Source organism: Mesorhizobium sp. WSM1343, assembly GCF_055901535.1.
This window is the reverse complement of record NZ_CM148370.1, coordinates 3500285-3522942: the sequence shown is the minus strand read 5'-3', so window position 1 is coordinate 3522942 and position 22658 is coordinate 3500285. Positions and strand designations below refer to the sequence as shown.

At 63.0% G+C, this 22658-nt stretch carries 20 protein-coding genes; all 20 read right to left on the bottom strand.

Annotated features, from left to right (window positions below; all coding sequences use genetic code 11):
- Nucleotides 1-479 precede the first annotated feature (479 nt).
- Nucleotides 480-1163, bottom strand: a complete 684-nt coding sequence (locus AC0NIL_RS17040) for an ABC transporter ATP-binding protein (protein ID WP_027160544.1) — start codon at nucleotides 1161-1163, stop codon at nucleotides 480-482.
- Entirely contained in the window at nucleotides 1160-2446 is a 1287-nt protein-coding gene (locus AC0NIL_RS17035) for a lipoprotein-releasing ABC transporter permease subunit (protein WP_013531108.1), read from the bottom strand. Before AC0NIL_RS17035 ends, AC0NIL_RS17040 begins: the two co-directional genes overlap by 4 nt.
- On the bottom strand, nucleotides 2443-3771 hold the full coding sequence (gene proS, locus AC0NIL_RS17030; RefSeq protein ID WP_473573133.1) for a proline--tRNA ligase: 1329 nt from the start codon (nucleotides 3769-3771) through the stop codon (nucleotides 2443-2445). The genes AC0NIL_RS17035 and proS overlap by 4 nt, the downstream gene beginning before the upstream one ends.
- Nucleotides 3772-4404: 633 nt before the next feature.
- Nucleotides 4405-4689, bottom strand: a complete 285-nt coding sequence (locus AC0NIL_RS17025) for a DUF1467 family protein (protein WP_013531106.1) — start codon at nucleotides 4687-4689, stop codon at nucleotides 4405-4407.
- A complete protein-coding gene (mce, locus tag AC0NIL_RS17020; RefSeq protein WP_473573134.1) occupies nucleotides 4686-5090 on the bottom strand; it encodes a methylmalonyl-CoA epimerase in 405 nt (134 codons plus the stop codon). The genes AC0NIL_RS17025 and mce overlap by 4 nt, the downstream gene beginning before the upstream one ends.
- A 110-nt stretch (nucleotides 5091-5200) precedes the next feature.
- A complete protein-coding gene (locus AC0NIL_RS17015) occupies nucleotides 5201-6871 on the bottom strand; it encodes a ribonuclease J (RefSeq protein ID WP_013531104.1) in 1671 nt (556 codons plus the stop codon).
- Between the two features lie 117 nt (nucleotides 6872-6988).
- Entirely contained in the window at nucleotides 6989-7810 is an 822-nt protein-coding gene (locus tag AC0NIL_RS17010; RefSeq protein WP_024501356.1) for a biotin--[acetyl-CoA-carboxylase] ligase, read from the bottom strand.
- 5 nt (nucleotides 7811-7815) lie between these two features.
- Nucleotides 7816-9252 carry an NADH-quinone oxidoreductase subunit NuoN gene (gene nuoN, locus AC0NIL_RS17005; RefSeq protein WP_224674860.1) on the bottom strand — a complete coding sequence of 479 codons (1437 nt, stop codon included), beginning with the start codon at nucleotides 9250-9252 and terminating at the stop codon, nucleotides 7816-7818.
- A gap of 18 nt (nucleotides 9253-9270) precedes the next feature.
- Entirely contained in the window at nucleotides 9271-10776 is a 1506-nt protein-coding gene (locus tag AC0NIL_RS17000; RefSeq protein ID WP_024501357.1) for an NADH-quinone oxidoreductase subunit M, read from the bottom strand.
- A complete protein-coding gene (gene nuoL / locus AC0NIL_RS16995) occupies nucleotides 10776-12749 on the bottom strand; it encodes an NADH-quinone oxidoreductase subunit L (protein ID WP_064993750.1) in 1974 nt (657 codons plus the stop codon). The genes AC0NIL_RS17000 and nuoL overlap by 1 nt, the downstream gene beginning before the upstream one ends.
- A gap of 10 nt (nucleotides 12750-12759) precedes the next feature.
- Nucleotides 12760-13068 (bottom strand): NADH-quinone oxidoreductase subunit NuoK, encoded by a 309-nt coding sequence (gene nuoK, locus AC0NIL_RS16990; protein WP_010910101.1) that lies wholly within the window; start codon nucleotides 13066-13068, stop codon nucleotides 12760-12762.
- A 1-nt stretch (nucleotide 13069) separates the two neighbouring features.
- Nucleotides 13070-13690 carry an NADH-quinone oxidoreductase subunit J gene (locus tag AC0NIL_RS16985; RefSeq protein ID WP_013531099.1) on the bottom strand — a complete coding sequence of 207 codons (621 nt, stop codon included), beginning with the start codon at nucleotides 13688-13690 and terminating at the stop codon, nucleotides 13070-13072.
- A 125-nt stretch (nucleotides 13691-13815) separates the two neighbouring features.
- On the bottom strand, nucleotides 13816-14307 hold the full coding sequence (nuoI, locus tag AC0NIL_RS16980) for an NADH-quinone oxidoreductase subunit NuoI (RefSeq protein WP_013531098.1): 492 nt from the start codon (nucleotides 14305-14307) through the stop codon (nucleotides 13816-13818).
- Nucleotides 14307-15350: an NADH-quinone oxidoreductase subunit NuoH gene (gene nuoH, locus AC0NIL_RS16975; RefSeq protein ID WP_013531097.1), complete on the bottom strand. Its 1044-nt coding sequence runs from the start codon at nucleotides 15348-15350 to the stop codon at nucleotides 14307-14309. The genes nuoI and nuoH overlap by 1 nt, the downstream gene beginning before the upstream one ends.
- Before the next feature lie 2 nt (nucleotides 15351-15352).
- Nucleotides 15353-17434: an NADH-quinone oxidoreductase subunit NuoG gene (nuoG, locus tag AC0NIL_RS16970; protein WP_064993751.1), complete on the bottom strand. Its 2082-nt coding sequence runs from the start codon at nucleotides 17432-17434 to the stop codon at nucleotides 15353-15355.
- A gap of 73 nt (nucleotides 17435-17507) precedes the next feature.
- Entirely contained in the window at nucleotides 17508-18197 is a 690-nt protein-coding gene (locus AC0NIL_RS16965) for an NADH-ubiquinone dehydrogenase (protein WP_027160548.1), read from the bottom strand.
- 71 nt (nucleotides 18198-18268) lie between these two features.
- Nucleotides 18269-19573: an NADH-quinone oxidoreductase subunit NuoF gene (gene nuoF / locus AC0NIL_RS16960; protein WP_013531094.1), complete on the bottom strand. Its 1305-nt coding sequence runs from the start codon at nucleotides 19571-19573 to the stop codon at nucleotides 18269-18271.
- Between the two features lie 10 nt (nucleotides 19574-19583).
- Nucleotides 19584-20864: an NADH-quinone oxidoreductase subunit E gene (locus AC0NIL_RS16955; protein WP_013531093.1), complete on the bottom strand. Its 1281-nt coding sequence runs from the start codon at nucleotides 20862-20864 to the stop codon at nucleotides 19584-19586.
- Nucleotides 20865-22055, bottom strand: a complete 1191-nt coding sequence (locus AC0NIL_RS16950; protein ID WP_024501361.1) for an NADH-quinone oxidoreductase subunit D — start codon at nucleotides 22053-22055, stop codon at nucleotides 20865-20867.
- Nucleotides 22056-22658 (bottom strand): NADH-quinone oxidoreductase subunit C, encoded by a 603-nt coding sequence (locus AC0NIL_RS16945; RefSeq protein ID WP_275952790.1) that lies wholly within the window; start codon nucleotides 22656-22658, stop codon nucleotides 22056-22058.

Genomic DNA, 22658 nt, shown 5'->3' with positions numbered 1-22658 from the left:
CGCTGCGGCAAGAAAAGCTTAACGGCGGAGCGGTCTTCGACCGCATGGGACCCACGGCGGCGAACGCCGCCAAATCACATGGCTCCAATCCAGATTGCCATGGAGACGAGAAAGGTGCTCATGCAAACCAGTGAGATGACATCCTGAACCAGATCGGTCATAACTCTCTCCTGTTGTTGATATGTTCGTATTTTGTTCTAATTTTGTTTCAAAGTCAACGGACACAATCCGGCCGTGTCCGAATTTCCGGGCGATCAAATCGGCAGGGTTAAGAAAAGGTTGACGGGCGAACGACGGTTGCCCAGCGCCGACCAGGCACGATGAGACTGGGGTCAGGCCGAGCCGAGAATGGTGGATTTCGAGAACCGGAGCGGAGCGTACTTTTGGGTACGTGAGCACCGTTCTACCGCGACGGGGTAGAACGGGAAGCGCAGGAAGCCGCCTTTCGCAGGCCGGCCTCCCCCCAGTATCGCCGTGCCCTAGAGCGGCACCACTTTGCCGTCGGCCAAGGTGACGCGCCGGTCCATGCGCGATGCCAGCTCGTGATTGTGGGTGGCGATCAGCGCCGCGAGGCCCGATTGCTTGACCAGCGCCGCCAGCGCCTCGAACACATAGGACGCGGTGACCGGGTCGAGATTGCCGGTCGGCTCGTCCGCCAGCAGTACCAGCGGCGCATTGGCGACCGCACGCGCAATGGCAACGCGCTGCTGTTCGCCGCCGGAGAGCTCGGACGGCCGGTGCGCCGCGCGTTTGCCGATCTGCATGTAATCGAGCAGCTGCGCCGCGCGCTCGGCCGCGTCCTTGCGGCTGAGCCCCTTGATGAGCTGCGGCATCATGATGTTTTCCAGCGCCGAGAATTCCGGCAGCAGATGATGGAACTGGTAGACGAAGCCGACATCGTTGCGGCGGATCGCCGTGCGCTCGTCGTCGGACAGCCGCCCGCAGGCGCGGCCGGCCAGGATGACGTCGCCGGCGTCGGGACGCTCCAGCAGGCCGGCGGTGTGCAGCAGCGTCGATTTGCCGGTGCCAGACGGCGCCACCAGCGCCACCATCTCGCCGCGCTTCAGCGAGAAGTCCGCACCATTGAGAATGGTGAGCTTTCGCGGTCCCTGGACGTAGTGCCGCTCGACGCTCTTCAGCTCGATAATGACCTCGGCCACTATTCGTACCTCAAGGCTTCGACCGGATCGAGACGCGCGGCGCGCCATGCCGGAAACACCGTTGCCAGGAAGGACAGGCCGAGCGCCATCAGGACGACATAGGTCGTCTCGCGCGGATCCATCTTCGCCGGCAACTGGCTGAGGAAATAGAGTTCAGGATTGAACAGCACCTTACCGGTCATCCACGAGAAGAACTGGCGGATCGATTCGATGTTGGTGCAGATCAGTACGCCGAGCAGCACACCGGCAAGCGTGCCGGTCACGCCGATCGCCGCACCCGTCATCAGGAAGATGCGCAGGATGGCGCCGCGCGACGCCCCCATGGTGCGCAGGATGGCGATGTCGTGGCCCTTGTCCTTCACCAGCATGATCAGGCCGGAGATGATGTTCAGCGCCGCCACCAGCACGATCAGCGTCAGGATCATGAACATGACGTTGCGCTCGACCTGCAGCGCGGAGAAGAAGGTCTCGTTGCGCTGGCGCCAATCGACCATGTCGATCGGCCGCTGCGCCGCCGCCTCCACTTTCGGTTTCAGCGCATCGACATCGTCTGGATTGTCGACATAAATCTCGATCGTTTGCGCCCGCCCGTCCATGTTGAAATAAAGCTGCGCTTCGGAAAACGGCATGTAGACGATGGACGTGTCATATTCGGACATGCCGACTTCGAAGATCGCCGCGATCTTGTAGCCCTTCATGCGCGGCGTGGTGCCGATCGGCGTCACGTCGCCGTCGGGCGAAATCAAGGTGATGGTATCGCCAAGCGTCAGGCCGAGATTCTCAGCCATGCGCTTGCCGATGGCAACGCCCTCGCCAGAATCGAAATCGGCGATCGAACCCTGCTTGATGTTGCTGGCGACGATGGCGATCTTGCTCAGATCCTCGCCGCGTATGCCGCGAACCAGCGCTCCGGTTCCGCCGCCGACATTGCCTTGCGCAAGCACCTGGCCATCGATCAGCGGGATGGCGTATTTGACGCCTGCTACACCGTTGATGCGGCTGGCGACCTGCGCATAGTCCTCCAGCGGCGAATCGAGCGGCTGCACGATCAGGTGGCCGTTGACGCCGAGGATGCGCGTCAAAAGCTCCGCCCTGAAACCGTTCATCACCGCCATGACCACGATCAGCGTGGCGACGCCCAGCATGATGCCGAGGAACGAGATCGAGGCGATCACCGAGATCACCGTCTCCTTGCGCCGCGAACGCAGATAGCGCCAGGCGACCATGCGCTCGAAGATGGAAAAGGGTCCGGCGCCGACCGATCTTGCCGCCACCGCCTCGCTCATGCGGCGACACCGAAGCGCTTCTTCGCGTCCGCGATCGGCAGCGTCTCGCGCTCGCCGGTCTTGCGGTTCTTGATCTCGATCTCGCCGGCGGCGACACCGCGCGGTCCGACGATCACTTGCCAGGGAAGGCCTATCAGGTCGGCGGTGGCGAACTTGCCGCCGGGCCGCTGGTCGGTGTCGTCGTAGAGCACGTCCTTGCCGGCGGCGACGAAAGCGGCATGCAGTTCGTCGCAGACGCCGTCGCACTCGGCGTCGCCCGCCTTCATGTTGATCAGTCCGATGTCGAACGGCGCCACCGCCTCCGGCCAGATGATGCCGTTATCGTCATGGCTGGCTTCGATGATCGCCGCGACCAGCCGCGACGGACCGATGCCGTAGGAGCCGCCGGAGACGAAATGATCCTTGCCGTCGGGTCCGGTCACCTTGGCGCCCATGGGCTTGGAATATTTGTCGCCGAAATGGAAGATGTGGCCGACCTCGATGCCGCGCGCCGAAACCTTGTCGCTCTCGCCGATCTTCTCCCACGCCGCCTCGTCATGCATCTCGTCGGTGGCGGCGTAGGGCGTCGTCCATGTTTTGACGATGTCGGCGATCTCGGCGTCGTTGGCAAAATCGGTGTTGGCGCCGGGCACATCGAGCGCAAGATAGTCGCGGTGGCAGTAGACCTGGCTCTCGCCGGTGTCGGCCAGGATGATGAATTCGTGGCTGAGATCGCCGCCGATCGGCCCGGTGTCGGCCCGCATCGGTATTGCCTGCAGCCCCATGCGCGTAAAAGTCCGGAGATAGGACACGAACATCCTGTTGTAGGCCGCCTTTGCGCCTTCGAAGTCGAGATCGAAGGAATAGGCGTCCTTCATCAGGAACTCGCGCGACCGCATGACGCCGAAGCGCGGCCGCACTTCGTCGCGGAACTTCCACTGGATGTGGTAGAGATTGAGCGGCAGGTCCTTGTAGGACTTCACATAGGCGCGGACGATCTCGGTGACCACTTCCTCATTGGTCGGGCCGTAGAGCATGTCGCGGTCCTGCCGGTCCTTGATGCGCAGCATCTCCTTGCCGTAGTCGTCATAGCGGCCGCTTTCGCGCCACAGATCGGCCGACTGGATGGTCGGCATCAGGATTTCCAGCGCACCGGCGCGATCCTGCTCGTCGCGGATGATGCGGCATACCTTGTCCAGCACCCGCTTGCCGAGCGGCAGCCACGAGAAGCTGCCTTGCCCCTGCTGGCGGATCATGCCGGCGCGCAGCATCAGCCGGTGCGAGACGATCTCGGCCTCGCGCGGATTTTCTTTGAGGATCGGCAGGAAATAGCGCGACAAACGCATGGGCAGGTCCGTGAGTGAGGAGGGCCGCGTCAGAATCGGCGCGACTTTGGCTTGCTTGACCCGGCTTCATAGCCATTTCAAGGCGGAATGGGAACCCGGACGCTTCGGCCCGAAAAGCGGAATCGATTTCCAAAAAACATGGGTAGCCGGGATCAGAAGCGTCGCACCGCCGTTCGCCCGTCCAGAAGACCCATGGCGCTGCAAGGCCTCCCGGTCATTGTGCGCGTCTTGGTGATCGTTCGCCAAGCAACGCCTGCCACACTATTGTGCAGTGCAGCACGAGAATGCCCGTTTCAAGGCAAAATTCTTCGTGACATTTTCATTCGCCTTAGGCTAATGTACCTCGATAACCGAGAGGGCAGAAAAAAATCTGCTCTCCTACGCGGTCAAAGTCTTGGGAGGATGCGATCTAGGCGCGGTTACTCGCTGCCGCCGGAAACCGGAAACAGATCGGACGCGTTTAAATTGCAAGGCCTCGTGCCTTGCATTTTTTTTGTGCAATCATCTGCTTAGCGCAACGCGTTGCCAAACCACCTTACCCAGCGTCAGCGCTCGTCAGGCCGCAAAACGGCACGACATTCCCCGCCGAAACCCGCCCGGTTCCGACATATGAAAACGCCGTCGCTGGACAGTCTATTTAGCCGGCGTCTGGCTGAATTCCGGCACGATGTGCGGGATGTCGTTGAGGCTGTATCCCAGCCCATGCGTCAGGCCATAGAAAATGCCCATCAGGATCGCGGTGGCGATGGTGGTGCGGATCACGGCGCGCAGCATGTGAGGCCCACGCGGCGCGCTCGGAACCGTGCCGAGCGTCACGTCGTGATCGTCGTCCTGCGTCCTCACGCTGAACGGCAGCACGGCGAACAGCACCACCCACCAGGTCGCGAAAAACAGGGCGGTGAACGAAACCCAGCTCATGATTGCTCCAGTTCGATCAGCGTGCCGAAGAAATCCTTCGGATGCAGGAACAGCACCGGCTTGCCGTGCGCGCCGATCCTCGGGTTGCCGTCGCCCAGCACGCGGGCGCCGGCGGCCTTGAGCTGATCGCGCGCGACCAGGATGTCGTCGACCTCATAGCAAAGGTGATGCATGCCGCCGGAGGGGTTCTTCTCCAGGAAGGCGGCGATCGGCGATCCCTCGCCCAAAGGCTCCAGAAGTTCGACCTTGGTGTTGCCGACATTGACGAACACCACCGTCACCCCGTGCTCCGGCAGCGCCTGCGGCGCCGTCACCTCCGCGCCGAGCGTGTTGCGGTAGGCCGCTACGGCAGCAGCCAAATCCGGCACGGCAAGCGCGACATGGTTCAGACGTCCGAGCATAGGTTTTCCTCAGGGCAGTATGGCAATAGGGCAGTATGGCAATAGGGGAAAAGCTGACCTGCCTCGTATCGAAATCCCTACTGCCCTACTCCCTTACTGCCCCACTCCCCTCAGCGAGTAACGAACACCGTCACCAGCGGCTTCTTGCCCCAGGCTTCGTTGGCGGCGCCGCGCACGGCGCGCCGCACTGCTTCCTGCACCAGGTCGAGGTCTTTTCGGCGCTGACGGGGGATCGAGTCCACCGCGCCGATTGCCGCATCGATCATCAGATCTTCCAGCGACTCGCCACGGCCATCGGCCTCGGCGACGCCGATGGCGACCAGATCGGGGTCGCCGGCAAGCTCATATTTGTCGTCCAGCACGACATTGACCGCCACGTGGCCGGCAAAGGACAATTTGCGCCGGTCGCGGATGCCCATCGCCTGATCGGTGCCGATCAGTCTGCCATCCTTGTAGATACGGCCGAACGGCACCTGATCCATGATGGTGGCTGGGCCGGGAGCAAGCCTGAGCATGTCGCCGTCGCGCACCTGCGCCACCTGGCCGATGCCCGATGTCGACATCAGCGAGCCCTGCGCCACCAGATGTGCCGCCTCGCCATGCACGGGAACGCCGATCTGCGGGCGCACCCATTCATACATCTTGCGCAATTCGCTGCGCCGCGGATGGCCGGAGACATGCACCAGCGCATCGCCGTCCTCGATGATCTTGACGCCGAGGTCGATGAGACGGTTCTTGATCTCGAGGATCGCCTTCTCGTTGCCGGGAATCGTACGCGAGGAAAACACCACCGTGTCGCCTGCCGTCAGCGACACCGACTTCATCTCTTCGCGCGACAGCTTGGCCAGTGCGGCCAGCGGCTCGCCCTGGCTGCCGGTGCAGATGATGACCAGGTTTTCGCGCGGGATGAAACCAAAATCCTCCTCGGCGATGAACTCCGGCAGACCGTCCATGTAGCCAAGTTCGCCGGCCACATCGATGACCCGCTTCAGCGAACGGCCAAGCACCAGGCACTGGCGTCCGGCATCGCGGGCCGCTTTGGCGATCGAGACGATGCGTCCGACATTGGAGGAGAACGTGGTGACGGCGACACGGCCTTTGGCAGCCTGAATGACGCCCTTGAGGCCCTCGCCCACAGCCACTTCCGAAGGCGACTCGCCTTCGCGCAGCGCATTGGTCGAATCGCAGATCAGCGCCAGAACGCCCTTGTCGCCATAGGCGCGGAAACGCGCCTCGTCGGTCTTCGGCCCGATCGTCGGCTCCGGATCGATCTTCCAGTCACCGGTATGGATGACGGTGCCTGCCGGCGAGGTGATCGCCAGCGACATCGGCTCGGGAATCGAGTGCGCGACCGGAATGGCTTCGATCTCGAAGGGGCCGACGGTGAATTTCTCGCCCGCCCGGTAGATCGTGACCGGTATTTTCGGTGCGCCCTGCTCGCCTTGCCGCTTGGCTTCCAGCAGGCCGGCGCTGAACGGCGTCATCCAGACCGGCGCCTTCAGCTTCGGCCATGTGTCGAGCAGCGCGCCGTAATGGTCTTCATGCGCATGCGTGATGATGATGCCGCGCAGATTGGCGAGGTTCTCCTCGATGAAGCGTGTGTCGGGCAGCACCAGGTCGACGCCCGGCAGGCTGGCATCGGGGAAGGTCACTCCGACATCGATGACGATCCATTCGCGCGCGCTGGGCGGCCCGTAGCCGTAAAGAGCGAAGTTCATGCCGATCTCGCCGACGCCGCCGAGCGGCACGAAGACGAGTTCGGCGTTTTCCGCTTTCGCCATGATTTTTCCCTTCCTGGCCCTCAGGCCAAGCTCAAAAGCAATTCCGGGAAAAGTGTGTAACGGTTTTCCCACCGGAGTTGCGCAAAAACAAACAGTTAGAACCGTTCATGAACGGCCCTATGCCCTGGCCGAAGCGACCGCGCCGAAATGCACATCGCCGGCGGCGATCGTCCGAACCGAACCTTCATCGTCGCGGATCACGAAACGGCAGTCCTCGTCAATGGTCTCAAACACCCCGCGCACCACATTACCGTCAATTCTGACGGCAACCTCGCCGCCGAGCCCCGCGGCACGATCAAGCCACCGTCGCCTGACGGCGGCAAGTCCGCGCCCCTCATCCCACAATCGGGCATTCTCGCTCCAGGCATCCGACAGCGCCAGGAACAGTGTTTCCGCATCGCATGCCGCGCCCAGCGCGCGCAAGGAAGTTGCGGGATACGGCAAATCCTCAGGGTATGCCACCACATTGACGCCGATGCCGACCGCCACTCCGAAACGGCCGCCCTCGAGGATTGCCGATTCCAGCAGGATGCCGGCCAGCTTGGCGCCGGAGGCAAGCACGTCGTTCGGCCATTTCAGCTCGAAACGGTTTTTTCCTTCGCTGCCACCGTCGAGGCCAATGGCGATCCGGCCCTTCGGCACCACGGCATCGAGTGCATCGGCCAGCGCCAGTCCTGCGACGAAGCCCAACGTCGCGGCAAGGCGAAGCTCTGCCTTGGTGATGACGAGCAGCGTCGCCGCCAGGTTGCCTTCCGGGGTCGCCCAGACGCGGCCGCGCCGGCCACGCCCGCTTTCCTGCTTCTTGGAAACGACCCACAATTTGCCGGAGTCGCCTGCCCTTGCGTGGTCCAGTGCCAGCGCATTGGTGGAGCCGACGCTCTCATGCGCCTCGAGCCGGAACCCTTCCGACGCCGAGGTTGGAGCCAGCCGAAATGCCATGCCGTCTAGAAAAACGTCTTGGCGGCGGCTTCGGCATAGGTGCCGATCGGCCCACCGATCAACACGTAGAACAGCACGAAGGCGCCGGAGACGCCGAGCACGACACGCAATTCCGTCGCCATCGGCACGAAGCCGCCGACCGGTTCGTCGAACCACATGATCTTGATGATGCGCAAATAGTAATAGGCGCCCACCACCGAGGCCAGCACGCCGATGATCGCCAGCACGTAGAGATTGGCGTTGATGGCGGCGAGGAAGACGTACCATTTCCCCCAGAAGCCGGCGAGCGGTGGAATGCCGGCGAGTGAGAACATCAGGATGGTCAGGATCGTCGCCATGACCGGATTGGTCGACGACAGGCCGGCCAGGTCGCTGATCTGCTCGACATTGCCTTCCTTGCGCCGCATGGCGAGGATGAAGGCGAAGGTGCCGAGCGTCATCACCAGATAGATCAGCATGTAGATGGCAACGCCGCGCACGCCGGCCTGGCTGTTGGCGGCAAGGCCGACCAGCGCGTAACCCATATGGCCAATCGAGGAATAGGCCATCAGGCGCTTGATGTTGGTCTGCCCGATTGCGGCGAAGGAGCCGAGTGCCATCGAGGCGATCGAGATGAAGACGATGATCTGCTGCCAGTCGGCGGCGATCGGCTTGAACGCGCCCATGGTGACGCGCACGATCAGTGCCATCGCCGCCATTTTCGGCGCCGCCGCCAGGAAGGCCGTCACCGGAGTCGGCGCGCCCTCATAGACGTCAGGCGTCCACATGTGGAACGGCACCGCGGAAATCTTGAACGCAAGGCCGGCCAGCACGAAGACGAGGCCGAAAACGAGGCCAAGCTGGCGCTCGCCGCTGCCGAGTGCCGTGGCGATTTCCTGGAAGCCGGTGTTGCCGGTGTAGCCGTAGACCAGGCTGATGCCATAGAGCAGCATGCCCGACGACAGCGCACCGAGAACGAAATATTTGAGGCCCGCTTCGGTCGAGCGCAGATTGTCGCGGTTGATCGCGCACAGCACATAGATCGCCAGCGACTGCAGCTCGAGGCCGAGATAGAGGCCGATCATGCTGTTGGCCGAGATCATCAGCATCATGCCGAGCGTGCACAGCAGGATCAGCACCGGATATTCGAACTTGTCGAAACGCTCCGCCTTGGCGAAGCGCATCGACATCACCAGCGTCACCGCCGAGCCGACCAGTGCCAGCACCTTCATGAAGCGGCCGAAGGAATCCTGGATGAAGGCATTGCCATAAGCGCTGCCCTGCCCGGTTCGGAAGATCAGCCAGGCGCCCGCGATCGCCAGCACGGCAACCGCGAGGCCGGTTACCGTGTTGGCCGTGTTGGCGCGCGAATAGGCTCCGACCATCAGCAGCGCCAGCGCGCCGACGGCAAGGATCAGCTCTGGCGTCGAGAGCGACAGGCTGGAGAGAAGGTCCGGCGTCATGGTTCGCAAAACCTCTGGTCAGTTCGCCGCCGCGGTCTGCGCGGCGCCGATGGATGCAGTGACATTGGTGACGAGCGACTTGACCGATTGGGCCGTCGCGTCGAAGACCGGGGCGGGATAGACGCCGAAGAAGATGACCAGCACGACCAGCGGGTAGATGATCACCTTCTCGCGCGGCGACAGGTCGAGGAGTCCCTTCAGGCTCTCCTTGGTCAGTGCGCCGAAGATCACCCGGCGGTAGAGCCAGAGCGCGTAGGCGGCCGACAGGATGACGCCGGTGGCGGCGAAGAACGCCACCCATGTGTTGACCCGGAACACGCCGAGCATGGTCAGGAACTCGCCGACGAAGCCGCTGGTACCGGGCAGGCCGACATTGGCCATGGTGAAGATCAGGAACACCGTGGCGTATTTCGGCATGTTGTTGACCAGCCCGCCATAGGCCGCGATCTCACGTGTGTGCATGCGGTCGTAGATGACGCCGACGCACAGGAACAGCGCGCCGGAGACGAGGCCGTGGCTGAGCATCTGGAAGATCGCGCCCTGCACGCCTTCCTGGTTCATGGCGAAGATGCCCATGGTGACGAAGCCCATATGGGCAACCGACGAATAGGCGATCAGCTTCTTCATGTCCTCCTGCATCAGCGCCACCAGCGAGGTGTAGATGATGGCGACGACGGACAGCGCGAAGACCAGCGGCGCGAACATTTCCGACGCCAGCGGGAACATCGGCAAGGAGAAGCGCAGGAAGCCGTACCCGCCCATTTTCAACAGGATGCCGGCCAGGATGACGGAGCCCGCCGTCGGCGCCTCGACGTGCGCATCGGGCAGCCAGGTGTGCACCGGCCACATCGGCATCTTCACCGCGAACGAGGCGAAGAAGGCAAGCCACAGCCATGTCTGCATGTTGGCCGGGAAATTGTGGGTCAACAGCGTCGGGATATCCGTAGTGCCGGACTGGAAGAACATCGCCATGATGGCGAGCAGCATCAGCACCGAACCGGCCAGCGTGTAGAGGAAGAACTTGAACGAGGCATAGACGCGCCGCTTGCCGCCCCAGACGCCGATGATGATGAACATCGGGATCAGGCCGGCTTCGAAGAAGACGTAGAACAGCACGATATCCAGCGCGCAGAACACGCCGATCATCAGCGTTTCGAGCAGCAGGAAGGCGATCATGTAGGCTTTGACGCGCTTCTCGATCGATTCCCACGAGGCCAGGATGCAGAGCGGCATCAGGAAGGTCGTCAGGATGACGAACAGCATCGAGATGCCGTCGACGCCCATATGGTAGGAAATGCCGGAATCGAGCCAGGCGACCTTCTCGACGAACTGGAAGCCGGACTGCGAATTGTCGAATCCGGTCCAGATGAACAGCGAGATGATGAACGTGAAAGTCGTCGTCAACAGCGCGATGGCGCGGATGTTGCGGCGTGCATTTTCGCTGTCGTCATTGATGAACAGGATAAGCAGCACACCAACCAGCGGCAGGAAGGTGACCAGCGAGAGGATTGGCCAGGCGGTCATCAGAGCATCATCCAGGTGACGAGTGCGGCAACGCCGATCAGCATGGCGAAGGCGTAGTGGTAGAGATAGCCGGTCTGCAGCTTGACGACGCGGTTGGTGACATCGACGACGCGCGCCGAAATACCGTCGGGGCCGAGGCCGTCGATGACGGTGCCGTCGCCGGTCTTCCACAGGAAGTGGCCGAGGCGCTTGGCGGGCCGAACGAACAGGAAGTCGTAGAGCTCGTCGAAATACCACTTGTTGAGCAGGAAGGCGTAGAGCCCGCGATGCTGCGCGGCCAGGTTGACCGGCATTTCCGGCGAGCGGATGTAGAATTTCCAGGCCAGCGCGAAGCCGATCAGCATGGCGATGAAGGGCGACAGTTCGACCCACAGCGGCAATTCGTGGATGTCGTGCAGGATGTGATTGTCAGGCAATGTGAACAGCGATGCCTTCCAGAACTCGGCATAGCCCTCGCCGATGAAGGCGTTGTGGAAGATGACGCCGGCAAACAGCGCGCCCGCAGCCAGGATGAACAGCGGCACCAGCATCACCGGCGGCGATTCATGGACATGGTGCATCACCTCATGGCTCGCCCGCGGCTTGCCGTGGAAGGTCATGAAGATCAGCCGCCAGGAGTAGAAGGAGGTGAAGCAGGCGGCGATGACCAAAAGCACGAAGGCCATGCCGGCAACCGAATTGTGGCCGGCAAAGGCGCTCTCGATGATGGCGTCCTTGGAAAAGAAGCCGGCGGTGCCGATGACCGTCACCGGAATGCCGACGCCGGTCAGCGCCAGCGTGCCGATCACCATCATCCAGTAGGTGGTCGGGATCAGTTTCCTGAGGCCGCCCATCTTGCGCATGTCCTGCTCGTCGGACACGGCATGGATGACCGAGCCCGAGCCGAGGAACAGCAGCGCCTTGAAGAAGGCATGCGTAAACAGGTGGAAGATCGCCGCGCCATAGGCGCCGACGCCGAGCGCCACGAACATGTAACCGAGCTGCGAGCAGGTCGAATAGGCGATGACGCGCTTGATGTCGTTCTGGACGAGACCGACGGTGGCCGCGAAGAAGGCCGTGAAGGCACCGATGAAGGTCACGACCGTCAGCGCCGAATGCGACAGTTCGAACAGCGGCGACAACCGCGCCAGCATGAACACGCCCGCCGTCACCATGGTGGCGGCATGGATCAGGGCCGAAACCGGCGTCGGGCCTTCCATGGCGTCCGGCAGCCAGGTGTGCAGCGGCACTTGCGCCGACTTGCCCATGGCGCCCATGAACAGGAGCAGGCAGACGATCGTCATGGCCGCCTGCTTGTCCAGCGCATGGCCAAGGAAAGTCAGCACCGCGGCACCCTGCGGCGCGCCTTCAGCGGGGATGAACGTCGCCGCATTGGCGAAGATGGTGCCCAGATTGACCGAGCCGAACAGCACGAACACGCCGAATATGCCGAGTGCGAAGCCGAAATCGCCGACACGGTTGACGACAAAGGCCTTGATTGCCGCGGCATTGGCCGACGGCTTCTTGTACCAGAAGCCGATCAGCAGATAGGACGCCAGCCCCACCCCTTCCCAGCCGAAAAACATCTGCACGAGGTTGTCCGCCGTCACCAGCATCAGCATGGCGAAGGTGAACAGCGACAGATAGGCGAAGAAGCGCGGCCGGTTCGGATCGTGGTGCATGTAGCCGATCGAATAGATGTGGACCAGCGCCGACACGGTGTTGACCACCACCAGCATGACCACCGTCAGCGTGTCGATCCGCAGCGCCCAGGACGCTTCCAGCCCACCCGACTGTATCCAGCGCAGCACGGGCACGGTGAACACCTCGCCATGGCCGAAACCGACGGTGAAGAACGCGACCCACGACAGCACGGCCGCGATCACCAGGAAACCCGAGGTGATGTATTCGGACGCCTTGGCGCCGAGCGACGTGCCGAACAGGCCGACGATCAGGAAGCCGAGCAGGGGAAGGAAGACGATGGCCTGATACATGGTGGTTCCGTCAACCCTTCATCATGTTCACGTCTTCGACCGCGATCGAGCCGCGGTTGCGGAAGAAGACGACGAGAATGGCAAGTCCGATGGCGGCTTCGGCCGCCGCGACCGTCAGCACGAACAGCGCGAACACCTGGCCGACCAGATCGCCGAGTGCTGCCGAAAAGGCGACGAAATTGATGTTGACCGCCAGCAGGATCAGCTCGACCGACATCAGGATGACGATGACGTTCTTGCGGTTCAGGAAGATGCCGAACACGCCGAGCGTGAACAGAACAGCCGATACGGTCAGATAATGTGCGATGCCGACAACCATCTCAGAGTCCCTCGCCTGTCTTGACCTTGCGGATTTCCATGCCGGTCGCCGGTGTGCGGCCGACCTGGGCTGCGATCGACTGCCGCTTGACGCCTGGCTTGTGGCGCAGCGTCAGCACGATGGCGCCGATCATGGCGACCAGCAGCACGAGGCCCGAAATCTGGAAGTAGTAGAGGTAGTCCGTATAGAGGATGTCGCCGAGCGCGGCGGTATTGGTCCGCGTGGCAAGATCCGGAATGGGCTTGGAGACCGTCGAAGCGAGCTGCGGCGCGAAGGTGTAGCCGCCGAGAACCACGATCAGCTCCGCCGCCAGGATCAGCCCGACCAGCGCGCCGATCGGCGCATATTGCAGGGCGCCGCTCTTCAGTTCGGCGAAATCGACGTCGAGCATCATGACGACGAACAGGAACAGAACCATCACCGCGCCGACATAGACGACGAGCAGGATCATCGCCAGGAACTCGGCGCCGGTCAGCATGAACAGGCCGGCGGCGTTGAAGAAGGTCAGGATCAGGAACAGCACCGAATGCACGGGGTTGCGCGACGAAATGACCATGAACGCCGATGCCACCGCGACAAAGGCGAAGAGGTAGAAAAAGGCCGCCTCTAGTCCACTCAACATTGGGGATCCCCCGGGTTCCTGTACAAACAGGACAACCGTCCTGTTTCGATGTTTGCTGCCGCCTCCGGCCGCAAGTTTCGTTGTGTCCTTAGACGAGGCCCCTCGCCCCGTCCATGCGTCAAATATCAGCGGTAGGGCGAGTCCAGCGAGATGTTGCGCGCCAGCTCGCGCTCCCACCGGTCGCCATTCGCCAACAGCCTGTCCTTGTCGTAGTAGAGTTCCTCGCGCGTCTCCGTCGCGAACTCGAAATTCGGCCCCTCGACAATGGCGTCGACCGGGCAGGCTTCCTGGCAGAAGCCGCAATAGATGCACTTCACCATGTCGATGTCGTAACGCACCGTGCGGCGGGTGCCGTCATTGCGGCGCGGGCCGGCCTCGATGGTGATGGCCTGCGCCGGGCAGATCGCCTCGCACAATTTGCAGGCAATGCAGCGTTCCTCGCCGTTCGGGTAACGGCGCAACGCATGCTCGCCGCGGAAGCGCGGGCTGGTCGGCCCCTTCTCGTGCGGATAGTTGATCGTCTCCTTCGGCGCGAAGAACTGGCGCATCGACAGGAAGAAGGCGCTGACGAAATCCTGCAGCAGCAGCGATTTGGCGGCTTGGGAAAGAGCGGACATCACGCAAACCCCGTGATCTTGAGGAAGGCCGCGGTGGCGACCACCATGAACAGCGAGATCGGCAGGAACACTTTCCAGCCAAGCCGCATCAATTGGTCGTAGCGGTAGCGCGGCACGAAGGCCTTCACCATGGAGATGCCGAAGAACACGAAGCAGACTTTCAGCACGAACCAGATGACGCCCGGCACCCAGGTGAACGGCGCGAAGTCGAACGGAGGCAGCCAGCCGCCGAGGAACAGGATGGTGGCCAGCGCGCACATCAGCACGATGGCGACATACTCGCCGAGGAAGAACAAAAGGAACGGGGTCGACGAATATTCGACCATGTGGCCGGCGACCAGTTCCGATTCGGCTTCCACCAGATCGAAAGGCGGGCGGTTCGTCTCGGCCAGCGCCGAGATGAAGAAGATGATGAACATCGGGAACAGCGCCAGCCAGTTCCAGTCGAGGAAGGTGTTGGGCAGGCCAAGCCGCGTACCAATTCCATCATGCTGCGACAGCACGATATCGGTGAGGTTGAGCGAGCCGGCGGTGAGCAGAACGGTGACGATGACGAAGCCGATCGAGACTTCGTAGGACACCATCTGCGCGGCCGAGCGCAGCGCGCCGAGGAACGGATATTTCGAGTTCGACGCCCAGCCGCCCATGATCACGCCGTAGACCTCGAGCGAGGAGATGGCGAAGACATAGAGGATGCCGACATTGACGTTGGCGATCGCCCAGCCGTGGCTGACCGGGATGACCGCCCAGGCCGAGATCGCCAGCACGGCCGACACCAGCGGCGCCAAAAGAAACACGCCCTTGTTGGCGCCTGACGGGATGACCGGCTCCTTGAAGACGAACTTCAACAGATCGGCGAAAGCCTGCAGCGTGCCCCAGGGGCCGACGACGTTCGGGCCACGGCGCAATTGCACCGCCGCCCAGATCTTGCGGTCGGCGTAGAGGATGTAGGCGACGAAGATCAAAAGAACGACGATCAGCACGACTGACTTCAACAGGATCAGCAGCGCCGGCAGCACGTAGAAGGAGAAGAAAGTGTCCATGCTTATTCTGCCGCCTGCTTGAAGCCGCTCTTGGCCAGTGCCGAGCATTCCGCCATCACGGCCGATGCCCGCGCGATCGGGTTGGTCAGGTAGAAATCCGTCACCGGCGAGGTGAAGGTGCCCTTGTTCAGCCGTCCGCCGAGCTTCGCCACCTCGGCGATATCCTCGGCATTGCCGGCCGCGACCTGGTCGATACGGGCCAGATGCGGGTATTCGCCATAAAGCTTGGCGCGCAGCTGCGGCAGCGAATCGAACGGCAGTTTCTTGCCGAGCACATCCGACAGCGCCCGCAGGATCGCCCAGTCCTCGCGCGCCTCGCCCGGCGCGAAGCCGGCGCGGTTGGTCTGCTGCACGCGCCCTTCGGTGTTGACATAGGTGGCCGATTTTTCCGTGTAGGCGGCCGCCGGCAGGATGACATTGGCGCGGTGCGCGCCCTGGTCGCCATGCGTGCCGATATAGACGACGAAGGCGCCGCCGGTCTTGGCCATGTCGATCTCGTCGGCGCCGAGCAGGAACAAGAGCTCCATTTCGCCCAGCATGCCGGCAACGTTTCTGCCGCCCTCGCCCGGCACGAAGCCGAGATCGAGACCGCCGACGCGCCCGGCCGCATTGTGCAGCACGGCAAAGCCGTTCCAGTCTGCGCGAGCAGCGTTGACGGCGGCCGCGAGCTTGGCCGCCTGGCCGAGCACGGCTGCGCCATCGGCACGCGCCAGCGCGCCCTGTCCGACGATGATCAGCGGGTGTGTCGCCTTCTTCAGCGTCTGGAAGAACTTGCCGTTTCCGTCGGCCAAATCCTTCAGCGAATCCGGCCCGGCGCCCAGCTGTTCGTAGTCGTATCGGGTATCGCCGACATCGCCGATGACACCGACCGGCAGATTGCCGGTCCGCCAGCGCTTGCGGATACGGGCGTTGAGCACCGAGGCTTCATAGCGTGGGTTGGCGCCGATGATCAGCACCGCATCGGCCTGCTCGATGCCTTCGATGGTCGGGTTGAAGATGTAGCTCGCACGGCCGAGCGCCGGGTCGAGTGCAGCGCCATCCTGGCGGCAATCGGTGTTCTTCGAGCCGAGCGAAGCCATCAGCAGCTTGAGCGCATAGGTTTCTTCGACGGCGGCGAGATCGCCCGCGATAGCGCCGATCTTTTCGGGCGCCGTCTTCGACACTGCATCCTTGATCGCGGCGAAGGCCTCGGCCCAGCTGGCGGCAACCAGCCTGCCGTCCTTGCGCACATAGGGGCGGTCGAGACGCTGCGTGCGCAGGCCGTCCCAGATGAAGCGGGTCTTGTCGGAGATCCACTCCTCGTTCACCGCCTCGTTGACGCGCGGCAGGATGCGCATCACTTCGCGGCCCCGGCTATCGACGCGGATCGCCGAGCCGACCGCATCCATCACGTCGATGGATTCGGTCTTGGTCAGCTCCCACGGCCGCGCCTGGAAGGCGAATGGCTTCGAGGTCAGCGCGCCGACCGGGCAAAGGTCGATGACATTGCCCTGCAGCTCCGAGGTCATCGCCTGTTCGAGATAGGTGGTGATCTCGGCATCCTCGCCACGGCCGATCAGGCCCAGTTCGGAAATGCCGGCGACTTCGGTGGTGAAGCGGACGCAGCGCGTGCAGTGGATGCAGCGGTTCATCACCGTCTTCACCAGCGGTCCGATGTATTTGTCTTCGACCGCGCGCTTGTTCTCGTGATAGCGCGAGGAATCGACGCCGAAAGCCATCGCCTGGTCCTGCAGGTCGCATTCGCCGCCCTGGTCGCAGATCGGGCAATCCAGCGGATGGTTGATCAGCAGGAACTCCATCACGCCTTCCCTGGCCTTCTTGACCATCGGCGTGTTGGTGAAGATTTCCGGCGCCTCGCCATTCGGGCCGGGACGCAGGTCGCGCACGTTCATGGCGCAGGAAGCCTGCGGCTTGGGCGGCCCGCCCTTCACCTCGATCAGGCACATGCGGCAATTGCCGGCGATCGACAGCCGCTCATGGAAGCAGAAGCGCGGCACTTCCGCGCCAGCGTCTTCCGCCGCCTGCAGCAGCGTGTAGTGGTCGGGTACAGTGATCTCTTTCCCGTCGACCTTGAGCTTTGCCATTCGCCTCAAACCCCTGCGGAGTTCCCGCAATCTCTTTTTCCGGACGCGGTCGAGACCACGTCGGGCACTTCATTCACTTCTTGACGGCGAGCGCCGCCGCTTGAGCTGTCCAATCGTCGCGGCCGATGCGGCCGCCGAGCGACAGATAGTCCTCGACCCAGGCAACCTCTTGCGGCGTCCATGCCGCGATCTGGGCATACGTCCAGATGCCGAGGCCGTTGAGAACCTTTTCCAGCTTGGGCCCGATGCCCGATATCGCCTTGAGATCCGCCGGTTTCGCCGGCTTCTCCACGGCCTTGGGCTGCCTGAAATCCTCGGGCAACAGCGCATCGCCGACGCCGCTTGTTGCTGGAGCGGCGTTTGCGGCCGGCACGGCAGTTGCGGCTTCCTTGGCGGCAATATCGGTGACCTCCCTGGCGAAGGACTGCGCCTCGGCGATCATGGTTTTCGCCGTCGCCCGCGCCTTGGTGGAGGAAGAGTTCGGATCATCGAACTGCGCGACGCGCGCCTCGAAATCATCGACGATCGGCTGCAGCAGCCGTTGCGAGGCTTCTGCCGCGCCTGAAAACGCGCCCAGCCAGACGCCGAAAGCATGATTGGCAAGCCCGAGGCCAAGCGCCGACATCGCCGCCGCGCCCGCCACAGGATGCACGAAAAGGTTGACGGCACTGGCCATCTCCTTCGGCATCATCCTGGTCAAGTCCTGGTTCATCTTGTCGATCTGGTCCAAATTGGGCATCAGCGGGTTCGAATACGGCGCCATAGAGTTCTCCTGGTCGTTTCGTCGTTCGCCCCGCCCTTCGCTGCGGACTTTCGTCCGCGTAAAACGTTCTTCTATTCCGCCGCCACCATCACAGGCTCGGCCCGGTGCGCATTGCGCGAAAACTCGTCGATGCGCCGCTCCACTTCGCCGCGGAAATGCCGCATCAGGCCCTGGATCGGCCATGCCGCCGCGTCGCCCAGCGCGCAGATCGTATGGCCTTCGATCTGCTTGGTGACGTCGAGCAGCATATCGATCTCGCGCTTCTGCGCCTCGCCGCGCACCAGCCGTTCCATCACCCGCCACATCCAGCCGGTGCCTTCGCGGCATGGCGTGCACTGGCCGCAGCTCTCGTGCTTGTAGAAGTAGGAAAGCCGCGCGATCGCCTTCACGACATCGGTCGACTTGTCCATGACGATGACAGCCGCGGTTCCGAGGCCGGATTTGAGATCGCGCAGCGCGTCGAAATCCATCGGCGCGTCGATGATCTGCTCGGCCGGCACCAGCGGCACCGAAGCGCCGCCCGGTATGACCGCCAAAAGATTGTCCCAGCCGCCGCGAATGCCGCCGCAATGCGTCTCGATCAGTTCGCGGAACGGGATCGACATCGCCTCTTCGACCGTGCACGGATTGTTGACATGGCCGGAGATGCAAAACAGCTTGGTGCCGACATTGTTGGGCCGGCCGAAGGACGAGAACCAGGCCGCACCGCGGCGCAGAATGGTCGGCGCAACCGCGATCGATTCGACATTGTTGACCGTGGTCGGGCAGCCATAGAGGCCGACATTGGCCGGGAATGGCGGCTTCAGCCGCGGCTGGCCCTTCTTGCCTTCGAGGCTTTCGAGGAGCGCTGTCTCCTCGCCGCAGATATAGGCGCCGGCGCCGTGGTGCATGTAGATGTCGAAATCGTAGCCGGACGTGTTGTTCTTGCCGATCAGCTTGGCCTCATAGGCCTCCTCGATCGCGCGCTGCAGCGCCTCGCGCTCGCGGATGAACTCGCCGCGCACATAGATGTAGGCGGCAACCGCACCCATGGCGAAACCGGCAAGCAGCGCGCCCTCGACCAGCGTGTGCGGGTCGTTGCGCAGGATGTCGCGGTCCTTGCAGGTGCCGGGCTCGGATTCGTCGGCATTGATGACCAGGTAGCTCGGCCGGCCATCGCTCTGCTTGGGCATGAACGACCATTTGAGGCCGGTCGGGAAGCCGGCGCCGCCACGGCCGCGCAGGCCCGACGCCTTCATCTCGTTGACGATCCACTCGCGGCCCTTGGCGACGATGCCGGGCGTGTTATCCCAGGCGCCGCGCGCCATCGCGCCGGCCAAGGACTTGTCGAACAGGCCGTAGATATTGGTGAAGATGCGGTCTTTATCCCCGAGCATTTTTCGTCCCTCAGACCGGCTTCTTGCCGAAGACGCGGATGTATTCGGCGACGCCACCCTTGGCGAGCGCCTTGGCCTGCTTGACCCAGTCGTCGCGATCGATGCGGCCCTGGAAAGAGAGATAGCCATCCACCCACTCGCGTTCGGCCTTCTTCCACGACGCGACCTGCGCGAAGGTAAAGATGCCCAGCGTATGCAGGATGCCCTCGATCTTGGGGCCGACGCCGGAGATCAGTTTGAGGTCATCGACCTGTGCCGGCCTGTCGATGCCGGCCGGGCGGTTCTTGTCCCCGAGCGACGGTTTGGCCGGCTTGGCGGCCGGTACCTTGACCTCTGGCGCCTTGAAGGCGGAGGCCGGCTCGGCCTTGGTGATGGGGCCACTGCGCTGCTTGGAAACCTGCTCGACTTTGGAGTCTGCCTTGTTGGCATTGGCGGCCGAATGCAGTGGAGCGGCAACACTCGCCGCCTTTTCAACCGCCGGCGCGACCTTGGTTTTTGAAGGCGTCTTCAACGCCGGGCTGGTTTCAGGGGCGTCGGTCTTCGGCTTGCTGGTGTTGGACGGTGCGACAGGGGCCGCGGCCGGCGCCGGCACCGGCGCTGCGACGATCGCGTCGGGTGCCGCCCTGGCGGCCTTGGCCGCCTCCCTGGCTTCCCTGTCGCGGGTCGACTTGAGGATCGCCTTTTCGCTCTTCAGCGTGGTGAGGCCGGAGGCCGGCTCCGAGCCGGTGCGGCCATTCTGCGGCCCCGGTTCTACCGCAGCACCCTTGCCGGCGTCATAGAGATCGATGATTTCAGCCAGGCGTTCCGGCGTCAGATCCTCGAACGTGTCCTTGAAGATCATCACCATCGGTGCGTTGACGCAGGCACCGAGGCATTCCACCTCTTCCCAGGACAAGGTTCCCTTGTCGTTGGTGTGGAACTGGTCGTGATGGACTTTGGAGCGGCAGACATCCATCAGCGCTTCCGAACCGCGCAGCATGCAGGGCGTGGTGCCGCAGACCTGGATGTGCGCACGCGTGCCGACCGGATTCAACTGGTACTGCGTGTAGAAGGTCGCGACTTCCAGCCCGCGGATGCGGGGCATGCCGAGCATGTCGGAGATCGTCTCGATCGCCGCCTTCGTCACCCAGCCTTCCTGCTCCTGTGCTATCATCAGAAGCGGGATGATGGCCGACTGTTCACGGCCCTTCGGGTACTTCTTGATCCATTGCTTCGCAGCCGCGGCATTCGCCCGGTTGAAGGCGAAGGATGCTGGCTGGACGCTGGCTTCTGCGAGACGGCGGACTGACATTTAGCGATCGACCTCACCAAACACGATGTCGAGGGAGCCGAGAACGGCGGTGACGTCGGCCAGCATGTGGCCGCGGCAGAGGAAATCCATCGCCTGCAGATGCGCGAAACCCGGCGCGCGCAGCTTGCAGCGGTAGGGCTTGTTGGAGCCGTCGGAAACCAGATAGACGCCGAATTCGCCCTTCGGCGCCTCGACAGCGGCGTAAACCTCGCCGGCCGGCACGCGATAACCCTCGGTGTAGAGCTTGAAGTGATGGATCAGCGCTTCCATCGAGCGCTTCATCGCCTGGCGCTTGGGCGGCACCACTTTGCCGTCGAGGTTCGACACCGGGCCGGTGCTCTCCTTGCCGAGCAAAAGGTCGACGCACTGGCGCATGATCTTCGCCGACTGGCGCATTTCTTCCATGCGCACGAGGTAGCGGTCGAAGCAGTCGCCGTTCTTGCCGATCGGAATATCGAAATCCATCTCCGAATAGCATTCATAGGGTTGCGACTTGCGCAGGTCCCAGGCTGCACCCGAGCCACGCACCATCACGCCCGAAAAACCCCAAGCCCAGGCATCCGCCAGCGAGACGATGCCGATATCGACATTGCGCTGCTTGAAGATGCGGTTGCCGGTCAGCAGCCGGTCGAGGTCGTCGATCGACTTCAGGAACGGGTCGATCCACTTGCCGATGTCCTCGACCAGCTGACGCGGCAGGTCCTGATGGACGCCGCCGGGCCGAAAATAAGCGGCATGCATGCGCGAACCGGAGGCGCGCTCATAGAACACCATCAGCTTTTCGCGTTCGACGAAGCCCCACAGCGGCGGCGTCAGCGCACCGACGTCCATCGCCTGCGTCGTCACATTGAGGATGTGCGACATGATGCGGCCGATCTCGCTGTAGAGAACGCGGATCACCTGGCCACGCTTCGGCACCTCGATGCCGAGCAGACGCTCGGCGGCCAGCGCAAAGGCATGTTCCTGGTTCATCGGCGCGCAATAGTCGAGCCGGTCGAGATAGGGTACCGCCTGCAGATAGGTTTTGGCTTCGATCAGCTTTTCGGTACCGCGATGCAGCAGTCCGATATGCGGATCGACGCGATCGACGACTTCGCCGTCCAGCTCCAGCACAAGGCGCAAAACGCCGTGCGCCGCGGGGTGTTGCGGGCCGAAATTGATGTTGAAGTTGCGGACGGAGGTTTCAGCCATTTACTGCTTTGCCTTCTCGTCACCCGGCAGCACGTAATCCGTACCTTCCCACGGGGACAGAAAATCGAAATTGCGGAATTCCTGCTTGAGCTCGACCGGCTCATAGATAACGCGCTTGGCCTCGTCGTCGTAGCGCACCTCGACGAAGCCGGTCAGCGGGAAATCCTTGCGCAAGGGATGGCCTTCGAAGCCATAGTCGGTCAGCAGGCGGCGCAGGTCGGGATGGCCGGAGAACAAAACGCCGTAGAGATCGTAGGTCTCGCGCTCGAACCAGTCGGCGCCGGGATAGACGCCGGTGATCGACGGCACCATGGTTTCCTCGTCGGCCTGCACCTTGACGCGGACGCGCACATTCTGCTTCGGCGACAACAGGTGATAGACGACGTCGAAACGCTTGGCCCGCGACGGATAGTCGGCGCCGCAGACATCGATGATCGAGATGAACTGGCAGCGCGCATCGTCGCGCAGGAAGGTCATCACCTCGACCAGATCGCGCGGCTCGACATGGACGGTGAGTTCGCCATAGGCGATATCAGCCTCGTTCACGCGGCCGATCAGCTTCTCGCCGAGATAGGTCGACAGTTCGCTCAGGGATGCGGTCAT